This is a genomic window from Paenibacillus sp. DMB20, from assembly GCF_000987955.1.
In the GTDB taxonomy this organism is placed as follows: Bacteria; Bacillota; Bacilli; order Paenibacillales; family Paenibacillaceae; genus Paenibacillus_AQ.
The window spans coordinates 522,330-537,530 of record NZ_LAZU01000037.1; the positions used below are offsets into that span (position 1 = coordinate 522,330).

A 15,201-nucleotide genomic window follows, 5' to 3' on the forward strand; every position below is an offset into this window, starting at 1 on the left:
GAACGGACCGGCTTCCATGAAGAGAAGACCGGTCCGCATTAGGGTTAAAGGCTTACGCCTACAGAAGAGCGCTTTAACCTTTTTTAACTGGCATTACTGCATAATACGATGAACCGTATAAACGTCCTTTACCCGCTTAATCCGTTCCACCACCGAATGCAGATGATCGGTGTTTCGGATCAGAATGGTCATATGGATCATGGCCATTTTATTTTTGTCCGATCGGCCGGTTACGGCGGATATATTCGTTTTGCTCTCCGATACGGCTTGAAGAACCTCGTTAAGCAGGCCGTTCCGGTCATGCCCCGTTACTTCGATATCGACGCTGTAGTTGGCCTCCACGGAGGACTCCCACTCGACCTCGATCACGCGGGCGGCATCTTCTCCGTCGCCGGTTGCAGGCAGGTTGGGGCAATCCGACCGGTGGACGGAAACGCCGCGGCCGCGCGTTACGTATCCGACAATGTCGTCCCCGGGAACGGGATTGCAGCACCTCGCGAACCGGACAAGCAGATTGTCAATCCCCTTGACCCTGACCCCGTTGGTCGGGCGGCTTCGTCTCTCCGGCGGTGCCTTGATCTCCTTCATTTCCGAAGTCAGCTCAAGAAAATTTGCTTCCTCCTGTTCCTTGCGGAGTCTCTCCGTGAGCTTCGTACAGATTTGAGCCGCGGTAATGCCTCCAAAGCCGATCGCGGACAGCATATCTTCGATATCGTTGAAAGCGAATTTTTTGGCAGCCTCGATAAGCTTGTCGTCTCCCGTCCATTCGGACACTTCCAGCCCAAGGCGCTTTAATTCGCGCTCCAGCATGTCCCGGCCCTTCTCGACGTTCTCCTCGCGTTTCTCTTTCTTGAACCACTGCTTGATTTTGCTTCGCGCGTGGGAAGATTGAGCGATTTTGAGCCAGTCCTGACTCGGGCCGTAAGAGTGCTTGGAGGTAAGAATCTCGACAATGTCTCCGGTTTTTAATTGATGGTCGAGCGGAACGATTCGTCCGTTTACCTTCGCCCCGATGGTGCGATTGCCAACCTCCGTATGAATCCGGTATGCAAAATCAAGCGGGACGGAGCCTGCCGGAAGTTCGATGACTTCGCCCTTCGGCGTGAACACAAACACGAGATCGGAGAAAAAGTCCATTTTCAGCGATTCGACAAATTCCGAAGCATCCTTGGCTTCATGCTGCAGCTCCAAAATTTCGCGGAAGAAAGTCATTTTATTGTCGAAATTGCCGTTCCCTCCGGCGCCTTCCTTATATGCCCAATGGGCGGCGATACCGTATTCGGCCGTGCGGTGCATTTCTACCGTCCGAATCTGAACCTCGGTCGGTTCCCCGTTCGGACCGACCACGGTGGTATGCAGGGATTGGTACATATTCGCTTTCGGCATGGCGATATAGTCCTTGAATCTGCCGGGCATCGGCTTCCAAAGCGTATGAATAATGCCTAGGGTTGCATAACAATCCTTAATATTATCCACGATAATGCGGATGGCAAGCAGATCATAAATTTCGTTGAACTGTTTGTTTTTGACGGACATTTTATTGAACACGCTGTAAATATGCTTCGGACGCCCGGAAAGGTCTGCCTGGATCCCCATCTCGTCCAGCTTTTCCTTGATTCGGTCAATCACGTTGTCGATATAACGTTCCCTTTCCGCCCGCTTCTTGTGCATCAGGTTGGCGATCCGGTAATACTGCTGCGGATTCAGATAGCGGAGGGCGATGTCCTCCATCTCCCATTTGATCGCCGAAATACCGAGACGGTGCGCGATGGGACAAAAAATTTCCAGCGTTTCATGCGAAATCCTGCGCTGGCTTTCCTCCGACTGATATTTCAAAGTTCTCATGTTATGGAGACGGTCAGCCAGCTTGATGACAATGACGCGGATGTCCCGGGCCATAGCGATGAACATTTTACGGTAATTCTCGTTCTGCTGCTCTTCCTTGGAACCGAACTGAATGCGCTCCAGCTTGGTTAACCCGTCCACCAGCATGGCGCAAGTATCTCCAAACTTGCGGCGGATCTCTTCCAGGGATACGGTCGTGTCCTCAACGACATCGTGAAGAAGCGCAGCAATAATAGACAACGTGTCCATCTGCATGTTAACCACGATGTCGGCTACCGCGAGCGGGTGAAGGATATAAGGTTCTCCCGATTTCCGCACCTGTCCGTGATGGGCCTGCTCCGCAAATTCATAGGCTTCCCTGATGCGGAGAAGATCGGGTTCTTTAATATAGGCGCCTGCCTTTTCAAGTAATCGCTCTATGCCCATTCTGAGTCCTTTCTCTTCCCTTTCTATATAAAATGGAACCCGCCCTTGTCAAAACGTGCAGGTTCCCTCATGAATGTTTTCCTCTCATTATGACGCTTACGGCGGTTCACGTCAACACTCGGCGCCTTGCGGAATGCGGCTTGGAGCTGGTCTGTCAAATGTTTTGTCAGGGATTCGTATTTCTTGCCGCATCAAAAAATGACGTAAACCGATATTTTCGACAAATCGATAAAAATAGTTATTGAAAAAACGAACATTTCTATTTAATCTAGTAAAGATCATAAGGATTCGGAATGTATGATTAAAATCGTCACCTGAGGAGTGAATGTGTTGCAACGAGAAATTCAAGTTGATGAAAAGCTTCCCTTCGGCCCGGGCTTCCTGCTCAGCCTTCAGCATTTGTTTGCCATGTTTGGAAGCACCGTGCTCGTTCCGAACATTTTCGGCGTGGATCCCGGCATGATCCTGCTGATGAACGGCATCGGCACCCTGCTTTATATCCTGCTCTGCAAAGGCAAAATTCCCGCCTATCTCGGTTCGAGCTTCGCCTTCCTGGCGCCGGTCAGTCTTGTGCTTCAAGACAATCCCGGAGCCAATTACGGCAAAGCGCTCGGGGCTTTCATCATTACCGGAGTGATCTTCTGCTTCGTGGCCCTAATCGTTAAATTTGCCGGTACCCGGTGGATCGATATCGTGTTTCCTCCGGCGGTCATGGGTGCCATCATCGCTACGATCGGTCTGGAGCTCGTCCCGGTTGCCGCCCGGATGTCAGGCTTTCTCCCTCCCGTCGATCCCAAGGAAGCTGCCGGCTGGTCCATGGACCCGACAATCATTACCATTTCGATGGTTACCCTTGGCGTCACGGTATTCGGTTCGGTATTGTTCCGCGGATTCCCCAAGATCATTCATATTCTCATCGGCATCGTTACTGGTTACGCCCTTTCGTTTGCCATGGGAATCGTGGACACGGAGAAGATCTCTGGAGCCAGCTTCTTATCCGCACCGCTGGTATCGACTCCGGAGTGGGATCTTGCCGCTATCTTCACGATCATTCCGGTGGCTATCGTCGTGATCGTCGAACATATCGGACACCTGCTGGTAACCAGCAACATCGTCGGCAAAGACTTATCCAAAGACCCCGGCCTTCACCGTTCTCTTCTCGGCAACGGGATATCGACTATTCTTTCCGGTTTCGTAGGCTCGACGCCGAACACGACTTATGGCGAGAACATCGGAGTCATGGCACTAACCAAGGTATATTCCGTACGGGTCATCGCCGGAGCAGCCGTTATTGCCATCCTGTTGTCCTTCTCGGGCACGTTCTCGGCCGTTATTGCAAACATACCGCAGCCGGTGATGGGCGGTGTATCGATGCTCCTGTTCGGTGTCATTGCGGCTTCCGGTCTTCGGATCTTCGTGGAGCAGAAGGTTGACTTCTCGAAAGCAAGCAACATGATCCTGGCTACGCTCGTGCTGGTTGTAGGCATCAGCGGCATTACGCTGAAATTCGGCAATGTTGAGCTAAAAGGAATGGCCCTTGCAACCATCGTCGGCGTCCTGCTGGCCATCCTGTTTAAACTGTTTGACATTCTCGGCATCTCCAATGAAAAGCCGGAAGATCAACCGATTACCGAAAAAACACCTGACTAAGCAGTAAAATTGAAAGCTAAAACGTCCTTGTGTCCCAATAATAAGAAGGCCCTCTCCGCAGAATGGAGAGGGCCTTCTTATTATTTCCCGGGAAACGCCGAGGACGTTGTTACTCGTACTGCATCAGCGTAAAGACATCGATACCCTGCAGCTTGTCGCGGCCGTTAAGATCGGTCAGTTCGATCATGAATGCCGCACCGACGACATTGCCACCCAATTGACGAACAAGGTTAACGGAGGTTGCAATCGTCCCGCCGGTCGCAAGCAGATCGTCGGCAATAAGCACGTTCTGCCCTTTTTGAATCGCATCGACATGCATAGCCAACTTATCCTTTCCGTACTCAAGGGCATATCCTGCCTCAATGGTCTCATAAGGCAGCTTGCCGCTCTTCCGAATCGGAGTAAAGCCTACGCCTAGCGCATAAGCAAGCGGCGCTCCGACAACGAAACCGCGGGCTTCAGGCCCTGCGATAACGTCGATTTCCAGGTGCTCTACCATTTTTCTCAATTCATTAATTGCGCTTCGGTATACTTCGCCCTGCTTAAGCAGAGTCGTAATGTCCTTGAAGCTGATTCCCGGCTGCGGGAAATCGGGTATAACGCGAATATAATCCTTAAAATCCAATGTAATCTCCTCCTAATTCAGCTGACAATCTCTAAGAAACACCCTGCGTACGGGACATCATCCAATGGGTTAATTGCATGGTGCTTCCATACAGCAGGTGCTGCTCCATTTCTGCCAATTGAGCGAGTTCCCTAAAATGACGGGAAGCATCAAGCGGCTTTTTTTCAGGTTTTGAAACGAATGTAATCATTCCTTCAGACCGCTCGATAAACATCAGCTCTTCGAATACATCGAGCACTTTGGTTAGCATTCTCGGCGTGAGCGAAAATTGTCTGTTCATTCTGGCGATTACTTCCTTTTCGGATACGGGACGCGATCCGAGACCCGCAAGCATGACATACAGTTTTTTGAACTGATCCCGGTTTGGAACCTGTAACTGCTCCCGCTGGTCGCGAACCGGATGCAGCAAAAATATATTAGGTACGGCACGGAACGAAGACAGCACATGATCCAGCTGCTCCGGCGTCTCCGGCACATCCAGTACAAACAGTACGGAAACAGGTTCACAGCCGCCTTCTTCGGCGACCGGATTCACCGGCAAAATGCCGGCATTCCTATCATATACCCAAAGGGACATATCATACAAATGGCTTTTTATATCCAGCCGCGAATCTTTCGAAAATACAACTGCCGTTCGGGCTGCAGGACACCGGAGATAAGGCTCCAGCACCTCTCTCCACCGTTTCAGCTCCGTAACCGGTTCAGCGACGCCCCGGTAATCAAACACCTGAGGATGAGGGACGGATAAGTCCTGAATCATGATTTGCGGTTTGCGGCTCCCGTTCCATTCATTGACCGACAGCTCCCCCAATATATCAACTTTCGTTCCCTCCGGAAGAACATCGGCCAAATGACCGGAACCAAAAGAGATCGCTTCAAGGAGATGGCCGTTTTGCTGTAAACGCAGTTTTAAATGCTTGCTTTCCTTTCCTATCTTTCGTACTTCTTTCACTTCCAAGCCGCGAAAGATCATTCTCGGTACCGCATTAGCCATGCCAAAAGGGCCTAACAGCTCCAGTTCGTCGATTACCCGAAGAGGTACATCCTCAATACAGCATTCCAGATCGGCTTCATACACGGGGATAAAGTGTTCCTCGCGCAGTATTCCATCCGCAAACGCACAGAGAGATTTCTCGAACTCTTCAAGCCGATCCTTTGGCAAGCTCATGCCGGCAGCCGATGGGTGCCCTCCAAAGTGATCCATGAGGTGTCGGCAGGAATTCAAGGCTTCATAGATGTCGAAGCCCGGAATCGAGCGTGCCGAGCCTTTACAGTTGCCGCTTTCGGGATCGATGCCAAGAATGATGACCGGCCGGTAAAACCGTTCAAGAATTTTGGAAGCAACGATGCCGACGACCCCAACGTTCCAGCCTTCGCCGGACAAAACGAGAACAGAAGGCAAATCATCAAACCCCCAGCGGTTTAGAATCATTGCCGTGGCCTCCTGCACAATCTGCTCAACGACCTGCTGACGGCTTTTGTTTAGAGCATCCAGCTCCCATGCAAGCCGCTCGGCTTCACTTTGGTCTTCCGTTGTCAACAGCGTCACGGCCCTGCCCGCATGATCGAGCCGCCCGGATGCGTTTATTCTCGGTGCCATGGCAAACGCCACATGGACGGCAGTGACCTGCTCCACGTTAACGCCGCCGACCTCCAAAAGCGCCCGGATGCCCGCATAACGCGTACGCCGCATCGACTGAAGACCGTTCTTTACCAATATACGATTCTCTCCCGTTAAAGGCATCAGATCGGCAATCGTTCCGATCGCCACGATCTCCAGCCATTCCTCCGGCGGTGTCCCGACGAGAGCCTGAGCCAACTTATAGGCAACGCCCACCCCGGCTAAGCCTTTAAAGGGGTACGGGCAGGCTGGAATTTTCGGGTTGATGAGCGCATAAGCAGCAGGCAGCTCATCGGGCGGTTCATGATGGTCAGTAACAATGACCTCCATCCCCAGTTTATTGGCATAAGCAATCTGTTCTACCGCGCTAATTCCGGTATCCACGGTTATGACCAGACTGACTCCTTGCTGATGGGCCCAGTCGAGCGCATGATTGTGAAGCCCATACCCCTCGTTTGAGCGATGGGGGATGTACACGTCATAAGAAGCCCCAAAATAACGCATCAGCTGGATCATCAGCGATGTGCTGGAAACGCCGTCTGCATCATAATCACCGTATATTAATATGTGCTCCCGATCCTTCAGCGCCCGCCGGATCCGCGGAACCGCTTCTGCCATACCGAGCAAAAGATACGGATCGTGCGTGAGCTCAGACCCGCCATGCAGGAAACGTTTCCCGTCTTCCGGAGAGACGATGCCTCTGGCGGACATCAGGGAAGCCGTCAAGGGAGATATTGACAATTCCTGGACTAGCCTTTCCGCTGCTTCTTCATCTGCGGAAAGCGTCCGCCATTCATATTTGGAGTACAGCACAATCGTTCACCTTTCTTCCCTGCTTGCTCACCGCAATACGGTCTTGCTGTTTATCATTGGGGTATTGTCGGCAGGTCATTGTCCATCAAATCAAAATTTGATTTGTAAGGATAGCCAGGTTCATAAGGGACTACGATGACCTGAGCATCCGCTACATGGATAAACCGATGCAGAAGGAGCTTTTGAATCCGGTCGGCAATCTCATGCGCTTCCCCAACCGTTATTCTAGGGTTCACGCTCACCTTTACTTCCAAGGTTACTTGGGAAATATATCCGCTATCCTGAATTTTTAAATCTTCAATGGTAATGACGCCGTGCACTCTCTGAATCGTATCGAAGTAATCCGCGCGCTGTTCATGGCGGCTCTGCTCCGCGGGCTTGCCGTATATCGATCGGGAAATGAGCGTATACCCTTTCCGAACAACCAGACCGGACACGATTAGGGCGGCAGCAGAATCCATGTACAGCAGTGCTTGCATGCTGAAATAAGCTCCGGCCATGGAAAGACATACACCGATCGTTACGGTCAAAGAAGAATAAAGACCGAATCGGTGATTTTCGGACTGAACTTCATGCCGGTTGTCCCCGTTTTTTCGGGATTGGCGGTATTGGTACCGAAAAACCGCTTCGTTAATCGCAAGCGAGATGAGTACTGCAATCAATGCCGACGGATCCGGCGCTTCCGGAATTCCGCTCGAAAGGTTCCTGACCGCAGACACTGCAATCTGCAGACCGCCCATCATAATGATGACCGAGAACAATATGGATATAAAGGGTTCGGTTTGACTTGCACTTTTCTTTGTCTTTCGGTAGGTAGCCTTGCGGAAGCCAAAGCCGGGCAGCCGTTCAGCCAACAAGGTTGCCGCATTCGCGGCGGAATGCAGGGCGTCCCCCATCAGTGCTCTGCTGCCTGAGAAATATCCTGCAACCCCTTTTCCCAAGGCCACAGTAAAATCGCTTATAATTCCGGTCCAAACGGCTGTTTCTATATGTGACAATCGTTTGTTACTCACATGAGGCCCCCCTCAGTTATGCTCTTCAACATCCCTGTGCCGGTAACTTTAGAAAGCCGCGTCGCCAGCGACGCGGCTTTCTTTTTTTTAAATATAGGGAAACACTAACCTCCCGATGCCTCGAAACTTCCGATCCTTGTCCGGTTAGACTTGGGATTTGGACGGTTTCGCCGTGCCGGTTTTCCCTACGTTTTTGCCTTTAAGCAAGAGCCACAGCGGGCTTGCAATAAAGATGGAGGAATAAGCGCCGAACAGCAAACCGATCACGATGGCCAGAGAGAACATCCGAATGGACTCGCCGCCCATAATCAGCATAAAGAACGCCGCTATGAAAACGGACAGTGCCGTATACAGGGAACGCGCAATGGTCTGGGACAAACTCTTGTTGACCAGTTCCACGAGATCCGAATGCTTTTTAAGTTTCGCGAATCTGAGGTTTTCGCGGATACGGTCGAATATAACGATCGTGTCGTTAATGGAGTAACCGATAATCGTCAGAATCGCAATAATGAAAGTGAGCGAAACCTCCAAACGAAGTATCGAGAAAATACTTACGACAACAAATGCGTCATGCATCAGCGCAATAATCGCGGCAATGGCAAAACGCCATTCGAACCGGATGCTGACGTAAATGATAATCCCGACACAAGACAGAAGCACGGCATAAATAGCATTTTGACCCAACTCCTTGGCCATTTCGGGGTCAACCGTGTTTACCTCAAACGAAGCATTCTTGTCCAGTTTCAAAACTTCCGCCCTGAGCGCCTGATCCTGAGGCTCTGTCAGCACTTGATGGAAGCGGACGTTCACCCGATCGGCACCAGGCGTAACATCAGGCTCCTCATCGATATTTATCTTGCTGAAAATAGGCTTTAATTGCTCTTCCGTCAGCTGCTTCGACGTCGTGATATCCACGTTGGAGCCCGATCGGAAATCAACCCCGTAATTCAAACCAAAGGCGGCAAGGCAAATAATGCCGGCAATTGTGAGGATAATGGAAAAAGTATAGAAATACCGGCTGGCACCTACATAGTCAAAATTCTTAAAGCGCACGTATGTCACTCTCCTTTACGCCGAAATGCTTCGGTTTGCTGGCCCAACCCATTTTAACGAGCAGATTGAGCAGGAAACGGGAGAAGTATACGTTCGTGGCGATACTTACGATAATTTCCAGGATGAGCACGACTGCGAATCCTTTAACTGCCCCCGTCCCGAAAGCAAACATGACGGCAGCCACGATAATGGTGGTAATGTTCGAGTCCATAATTGTACGGAAAGAGGATTTGCCGCCCGCTTTGACGGAGGACGCAATGCTCTTGCCGCTGCGCATTTCCTCACGGATCCGTTCATACGTAATGATATTCGCGTCGACCGCCATCCCGATACCGAGGATAAAAGCGGCAATGCCCGGCAATGTCAGCGTAAAGTCTGCCAAAACGAATATTAGTATAAGAAGCCATGTGTGCACAATCAGGGCAAAGCTGGCCAACAGACCCGGAATGCGATACATGCCGACCATAAACAACAGAATCAGCGCCGAGGCGATCAGGCCAGCCTGAATCGTCTTCGTCAGAGACTCCATCCCCAAGGTTGCGCCTACGCTCTGGGAATATTTCTCCGTCAGCTTCAGCGGCAGTGCGCCGAGGTTGATCGTATCCCGGATTTGCTTGGCCTCGTCCAGCGAATAAGAGCCTGTAATTTGAGCGGTACCGTCTGTTAAAACAGCCCGTACCGTCGGTGCGGACAGCAGCGTGTCATCCATGTAAATGGCAAGCTCTTGTCCGAGAAGACGTTCCGTGATTTCGGCAAATTTGGCTTTATCCTTTACCTTGATATCAATCATCGGCTGGTTCAGGTTGTCGTAAGCAACCGAAGCCCCGTTCTCGACGAAGTCGTCCCCGCGAAGCTCGATTTTACAAAACTGCTTGTCCTCTTTACAGCCGTCATTGCTGCGGAATGTCAGGTTTGCCGGTTCCTTCATCGTTTTGCGGACTTCTGCTTCATTAGTCACGCCGGCGACTTTCAAACGAATGCGGTTTGTTCCTTCGGGAGTTACCTCCGGCTCGGTCGTCCCCAATGCGTCCGCGCGTTTTTTGCAAGCTTTTTGCAGTCTCTTTCAGGGCGTCTGCAGTTACCTTCTGGCCTTCCATCAACGGCTGCGCCTCGTACAGGATTTCAAAGCCGCCCTTAAGGTCCAGCCCCAATCGGACGTCTTTCAGCAATCCCGGGCTCGTTACAACCATGACTCCGGTAACCAAGAGCACGGTAACGATGAAACTGATGATTCTCTTCATGCCGTCCCAAGTTCCCCCTTCTATTCTCAATATTCCTATTATAGCGATGCCTTAAAATCCAGTCAATTTATCAAAACTTGTCGACTTGGTGACGTCCTCGTGAGGATGAACGGAAAAAGGGATCAACCTCCGGTTAATCGAAAGGGGATCCCTTATATGCTGATATTGTCATATAGTTCATAAGGCTTGTCGCTTTTAAAGAAAGAACGTCATTCACAAGTTTATGAAGCGGGGGGATGCCCCCTTTTTCATATTTGCTGCTGACGCAGCTCCAGATATCATCGGCGGTCACATGCTCATATCCGATCAAACGAAACTCCTCGGCCTTGCTCGAACATATCATTTCTATCGTGCTTGCCAATTCCTCGTCATTCAGCGCTTCCATTCCCATGCCTGTTGCCCCCTTCCTGTTGCCCTAGCTTAAACATTCGACTGAACAGATGATCTCTCCTTCTTTTCGTACCACGGTTTTCATAAAAAGTAAAGGCATCAGATGGGACAGGTTCGGCATATCCATAACTTAGGACATTACCAGGGAGTGGGATGAGCATTGAACAAGCAATCTTTTATTAAGGGCACAATGATATTGTTGGCAGCGGGAATCATTAACCGTTTGCTCGGTTTTATTCCCCGGATCGCCCTCCCTCGGATCATCGGACCGGAGGGTGTCGGAATTTACCAACTCGGCTATCCTTTCTTTATCGTTCTCATCACCATTATCGCGGGCGGCATTCCACTCGCCATCGCAAAAATGGTGGCTGAAGCGGAAGGGGCCGGCAATGCGGATCACTCCAAGTTTATCCTGAAAACCAGCCTGACCTTAACCGTAACGGCTGGGGTCCTGTTTATGGTGCTGAGCCTGATGCTTGCCCCATGGGTTACCGGCGTCCTTCTGCCCGATGCCCGTGTTTATCACACTTTTGTCAGCATGACGCCAATGATGATCATCATTGCGGTATCGGCCGTATACCGTGGTTATTTTCAAGGCAAGCAAAACATGATTCCGTCTGCGGCCTCTTCCATTATCGAGACGATTGCCAGGATCGTCTGCATGCTGTGGTTTGCCTATCTTCTTATGCCGAAGGGGCTTGCCTTCGGAGCCGCAGGCGCCATGCTCGGTACGGTCGTTGGCGAGCTTCTGGGAATGCTTGTTTTGTTGTGGCAGTATGGTCGTCAAGAAAAAAGACGTTCCGAAACAGCGGCTAAGCCGTCCGGAATCCCGACTGTTCAGGATGCCGCTCCTGAAGCCGAAATGCCGCTAAATAACCGGAATATTCTAAAACGGCTCCTCGGGATCGCCGTCCCGGTCACCGGCGGAAAAATGGTCGGTTCCGTTTCTTATCTTCTGGAATCCATCATAACGGCAAGAAGCCTTGCGATCGCAGGCATAGCAACATCGGTTGCTACGGCCCAATACGGGGCTCTGCAGGGCATGATCATTCCCCTTCTGCTGCTGCCGGGCGCCATTACCATGTCGCTTGCGGTAGCCCTCGTCCCTTCGCTCTCTGAAGCGGCCGCGCGGAATGACCGGGCCACCATTCATAAACGAATGAATCAGGCAGTGAGACTGACCTTTGTTGCGGGGGCACCCTTTGCCGTTATCATGTACGTACTAGCCGAACCCCTGTGCTTGCTGATGTACGATAACACGGAAATCAGCGGAATGCTGAAAATCATGGCACCATTTGCGCTCTTCATTTATGTACAGGCTCCGCTTCAAGCCGCCCTTCAGGCCTTGGACCGTCCCGGGAGGGCATTGATGAATACCCTATTCGGCGCTTCTGTCAAATTGGGGCTCATACTGTATTTGTCTTCCAATCCGGCTTTCGGCATCAAGGGGGCCGTGATTGCCATTATCGTGAACAGCATGGCGGTTACTCTGCTTCATGGCTTCAGTGTTTCCCGTCTGATCGGTTACCGGGTAAAGTTCATGGATTTGGTCAAAACGGCTGCCGTTATGATCATTATGGGGGCCGGCCTTCTGTTCGGATACCGCCATCTCCCTTTTGCGGCCATTCCTTGGCTTCAATTTGTTCTGGCCGCAGCTGGCGGAACGCTCTTGTACCTTGTTATCATCTTCATGGCAAAACTTGTAACGCCAAGGGATTTGGTCCGGGTGCCCCTGATCGGAAAATGGTTTAGCCGATTCAGTTAACAAGCTAAGCCCTACTTGTCATTGATGCGGTCCACATATATTTTTCCTTTGTGATCGATTGAGCATAAGAATACGTCTTTGAAATCTTTTGCTCCATGTTTTTGGATTTCATTTTTCAGCCAAAATCTGGTTTTATCAATAAGACTTAAATTATCGTCCTGGACCTTGCCATCCAAAATAAGAGGAACGGGCAATCCCTCGTACGTTATTTTGCTATATGGAATATCGATTTGATCTGTACGTCTTCGACTGTTGGTAGAAGAGTTGAAGGTTAACGACCTTTTTTCCGTTCCTTCCTTCGGGCTTTGTTTTATCGATTGGTCATAACCGGAAGAGGGTGATTCGGGGGAACTGCCGCCCGATTGCTTGTCCGAATCCGACGGAATGACCGTTAACTGGCCGTTGGTTTCAAGAATGGCGAACTCCACATCGGCCAGGCTATCGATATCTTTTCCACGAAGCTGCTGCATCAAATCATCCAGGTTGTATCGGAGCCTGCCCATTTCCTTTCGATGCAGCTTGCCTTTCGAAACGAGAATGCTGGGCCTGCCGTCGGCAATCAGGCGGATTTTCCGGTTTTTTAGGCTCCAAAATGCAAGTCCTACTTGTATAGCAACCAGTACGGCAATCGGGATAAGCCCATCGTAAATCGGCTTGTTAATATCTTCCAGGACAAACACCGCAATTTCGGCAATCATGATGGAAATTACCAAGTCAAAAATGGAAAGTTTGCCGATTTCCCTTTTTCCCATGATACGCATGGTCAGAAAAGTGACTGCGTACATTAAAAAAAGTCCGGAATATAAGGAGTAAGATGTGCGTCGTCACAGAATATTCCCTCCCAGGTGACTCCTAACTCTCAGGTACTGCTATTCTGACCGTTGCTTTGCGTTTCCATTCCATAAGCCGTGGTCAATTAGTGGTAGTTCATCCAAAACGAGTCACAGTACTATCTGGGAGAGCTTGGCCATACAATGGATAGTAACTAAAAAGTTTAGTAAAGGGGGCAGATATCTTGGAACCGATCCGACGCATTTTTTCCTTACGGATCAACAGCCCGGTCCTTTCCGGACTGCTTTATGCATTCATGTGGATGCTGCTCGGGGCGTTTGCGCTCTCACTGCTGTTATGGGCTAGCAATCTCTCGGAAGACGACTTATCTTTCTACACCTTTCTGGTACATGGAGCAGCGGCTCTGTTCGGCGGTTTGGTAAGCGGAAAACGCTCCGGCAGCAAAGGTTGGTATTACGGCTTTCTAACCGGACTTTTCTACGGACTCATTTTATTGCTAATCGGTTTTCTCGCTTTGGACAGTTCGCTCACGCTTGGGGATGCTGCCCTGACAGCCGCCGTGTTGGTCAGCGGTTCCCTTGGCGGAATGTTCGGTGTCAATTTGCGTAAATAAATTGTTAATTCTCTTTCCCCAAACTGTGGTACACTGATAACATTGTTCTTCTATTTAGGAAAGAGGAGGCTTCTGTTTCATTGCTGTATCAATCCATGAATACCATAGCTTTGTTCACTGCTTTGAACATCATCGTGCTAATATGGCTCGGAACGCTCCGCAACCCTCTTAAGGCGCTTTACGTTCTGGTTCGTGAACTTGTCACGACTCCCCGCTTTCTCATCCTGTTTGTTTCGATGGCGGGCATTCTATTGCTTAACAAATATGAGCAGCAGATCGAACAGGACTATTTTAGGAATCAGACGGATTTTACGCCCATGATTTTCCAATGGGAAGGCTCATTTGTACGGCATCTTCAGGATTTCTTCTACAGCCCCTGGATTACGCCGGTGCTGGCCTACTTCTATCTGCTCGTATTCCAGGCACTGATTATCGGATCTCTCGGCGTTTATTTGATTCAGCAAAACAAAGCTTTGGTTTATTCAACCTGTTACGCGATACTTATCAATTATGCAATTGCAATTCCGTTCTATCTCCTGTTCCCGGTAAATGAAGTATGGTCTTATCCTCCTGCAGGCGTGACCTTTCATATGCTCGATGTGTTCCCTGATTTCGAAACGATTTACAGGCCGTTATCCGGATTGGACAACTGTTTCCCGAGCCTTCATACCTCGCTGTCGATGACCATGGCTCTGCTGTCCTTCCGCTCGGGAAATAAACGGTGGATGATCATCACGGGAGTCAGCGCGGCGCTTATCATCTTTAGCATCTTCTACTTGGGCATTCATTGGGCTTCGGACATGTTCGCAGGATTAGTCCTATCGTTCCTGGCTTCTGCCGCAGGGATATACCTTGGAAGGTTGACCCATGCCAGAGCGACGCGTCTGCCTCAGTTCAGCAATGCCGCCTAGAAGGAATAACCACTGTCGTATTCCCAAAAGAACATCGGCTTCTTTTTCCTTATTCCTTAAACGTTGAGAAAAGTGAACTGCACCCCAATTGTTGGACACACGCTAACAATTGGAGGTGCAGTTTTTTGTGACTAAATTTACAAAGGATAGTAAACTGGCGATTATTCACACGTATGACCCTACGCTTCTCTCACAGAGGGAATACGCAAATCAAATGGGCGTTACCAACTCTCAGTTTCAATATTGGTTGAAGCTCTACGAGATCCATGGTGAGTCTGCCTTTGCCAATGGCTATACAAATTATCCGACAAGCTTTAAACTGGACGTACTCAATCATATGGCTCAATTCAACGCTTCCCTCATGGATACCGCAGCTCTGTTCAACCTTTCGAACTTCTCCATCTTGCATTCTTGGAAAAGAAAGATGGAAGACAGGCGGCCTG

11 protein-coding genes and 2 pseudogenes are annotated in these 15,201 nt (G+C 50.2%); 5 read left to right on the forward strand and 8 right to left on the reverse strand.

The window, feature by feature from the left end:
- Positions 1-93: 93 nt before the first annotated feature.
- Entirely contained in the window at positions 94-2,271 is a 2,178-nt protein-coding gene (locus tag XI25_RS23085) for a RelA/SpoT family protein (RefSeq protein ID WP_046680393.1), read from the reverse strand.
- 330 nt (positions 2,272-2,601) lie between these two features.
- Here XI25_RS23085 and uraA point away from each other — a divergent pair, with 330 nt between their 5' ends.
- The gene (gene uraA / locus XI25_RS23090; RefSeq protein ID WP_046680394.1) at positions 2,602-3,921 is read left to right on the forward strand and encodes a uracil permease; all 1,320 of its coding nucleotides are present in this window, start codon (positions 2,602-2,604) and stop codon (positions 3,919-3,921) included.
- A gap of 109 nt (positions 3,922-4,030) precedes the next feature.
- Here the strand turns inward: uraA and XI25_RS23095 are convergent, their stop codons facing one another.
- From XI25_RS23095 to XI25_RS23115, 6 genes and pseudogenes are all read right to left on the reverse strand, one after another.
- On the reverse strand, positions 4,031-4,546 hold the full coding sequence (locus XI25_RS23095; protein ID WP_046680395.1) for an adenine phosphoribosyltransferase: 516 nt from the start codon (positions 4,544-4,546) through the stop codon (positions 4,031-4,033).
- A gap of 31 nt (positions 4,547-4,577) precedes the next feature.
- Positions 4,578-6,980, reverse strand: coding sequence for a single-stranded-DNA-specific exonuclease RecJ (gene recJ, locus XI25_RS23100; RefSeq protein WP_046680396.1), 2,403 nt, complete (start codon positions 6,978-6,980; stop codon positions 4,578-4,580).
- Between the two features lie 53 nt (positions 6,981-7,033).
- Complete coding sequence (locus tag XI25_RS23105) at positions 7,034-7,993, reverse strand: cation diffusion facilitator family transporter (RefSeq protein WP_046680397.1); 960 nt, start codon at positions 7,991-7,993, stop codon at positions 7,034-7,036.
- Between the two features lie 144 nt (positions 7,994-8,137).
- Entirely contained in the window at positions 8,138-9,046 is a 909-nt protein-coding gene (gene secF, locus XI25_RS32430; RefSeq protein ID WP_082112474.1) for a protein translocase subunit SecF, read from the reverse strand.
- Positions 9,036-10,287: pseudogene (gene secD / locus XI25_RS32435) on the reverse strand (protein translocase subunit SecD). The gene secF and the pseudogene secD overlap by 11 nt, the downstream one beginning before the upstream one ends.
- 133 nt (positions 10,288-10,420) lie before the next feature.
- Complete coding sequence (locus XI25_RS23115) at positions 10,421-10,678, reverse strand: post-transcriptional regulator (RefSeq protein WP_046680398.1); 258 nt, start codon at positions 10,676-10,678, stop codon at positions 10,421-10,423.
- A 159-nt stretch (positions 10,679-10,837) separates the two neighbouring features.
- Here XI25_RS23115 and spoVB point away from each other — a divergent pair, with 159 nt between their 5' ends.
- Positions 10,838-12,442 carry a stage V sporulation protein B gene (spoVB, locus tag XI25_RS23120; protein ID WP_046680399.1) on the forward strand — a complete coding sequence of 535 codons (1,605 nt, stop codon included), beginning with the start codon at positions 10,838-10,840 and terminating at the stop codon, positions 12,440-12,442.
- Between the two features lie 11 nt (positions 12,443-12,453).
- Here the strand turns inward: spoVB and XI25_RS23125 are convergent, their stop codons facing one another.
- Positions 12,454-13,227 carry a DUF421 domain-containing protein gene (locus XI25_RS23125; protein WP_046680400.1) on the reverse strand — a complete coding sequence of 258 codons (774 nt, stop codon included), beginning with the start codon at positions 13,225-13,227 and terminating at the stop codon, positions 12,454-12,456.
- Positions 13,228-13,457: 230 nt separating this feature from the next.
- On the opposite strand from XI25_RS23125, the gene XI25_RS23130 reads away from it, so the two are divergent.
- From XI25_RS23130 to XI25_RS23140, 3 genes and pseudogenes are all read left to right on the forward strand, one after another.
- Positions 13,458-13,847, forward strand: a complete 390-nt coding sequence (locus XI25_RS23130; RefSeq protein WP_046680401.1) for a TIGR04086 family membrane protein — start codon at positions 13,458-13,460, stop codon at positions 13,845-13,847.
- Between the two features lie 80 nt (positions 13,848-13,927).
- Positions 13,928-14,758 (forward strand): phosphatase PAP2 family protein, encoded by an 831-nt coding sequence (locus XI25_RS23135; protein ID WP_235440093.1) that lies wholly within the window; start codon positions 13,928-13,930, stop codon positions 14,756-14,758.
- Between the two features lie 127 nt (positions 14,759-14,885).
- Positions 14,886-15,201 (forward strand): annotated as a pseudogene (locus XI25_RS23140) (IS3 family transposase); the annotation flags it as partial.

Coding starts and splice junctions, on each gene's coding strand:
- XI25_RS23085 (WP_046680393.1), bottom strand. CDS start 2,271: ATGGGCATAGAGCGATTACTTGAAAAGGCAGGCGCCTATATTAAAGAA.
- XI25_RS23115 (WP_046680398.1), bottom strand. CDS start 10,678: ATGGGAATGGAAGCGCTGAATGACGAGGAATTGGCAAGCACGATAGAA.
- XI25_RS23125 (WP_046680400.1), bottom strand. CDS start 13,227: ATGTACGCAGTCACTTTTCTGACCATGCGTATCATGGGAAAAAGGGAA.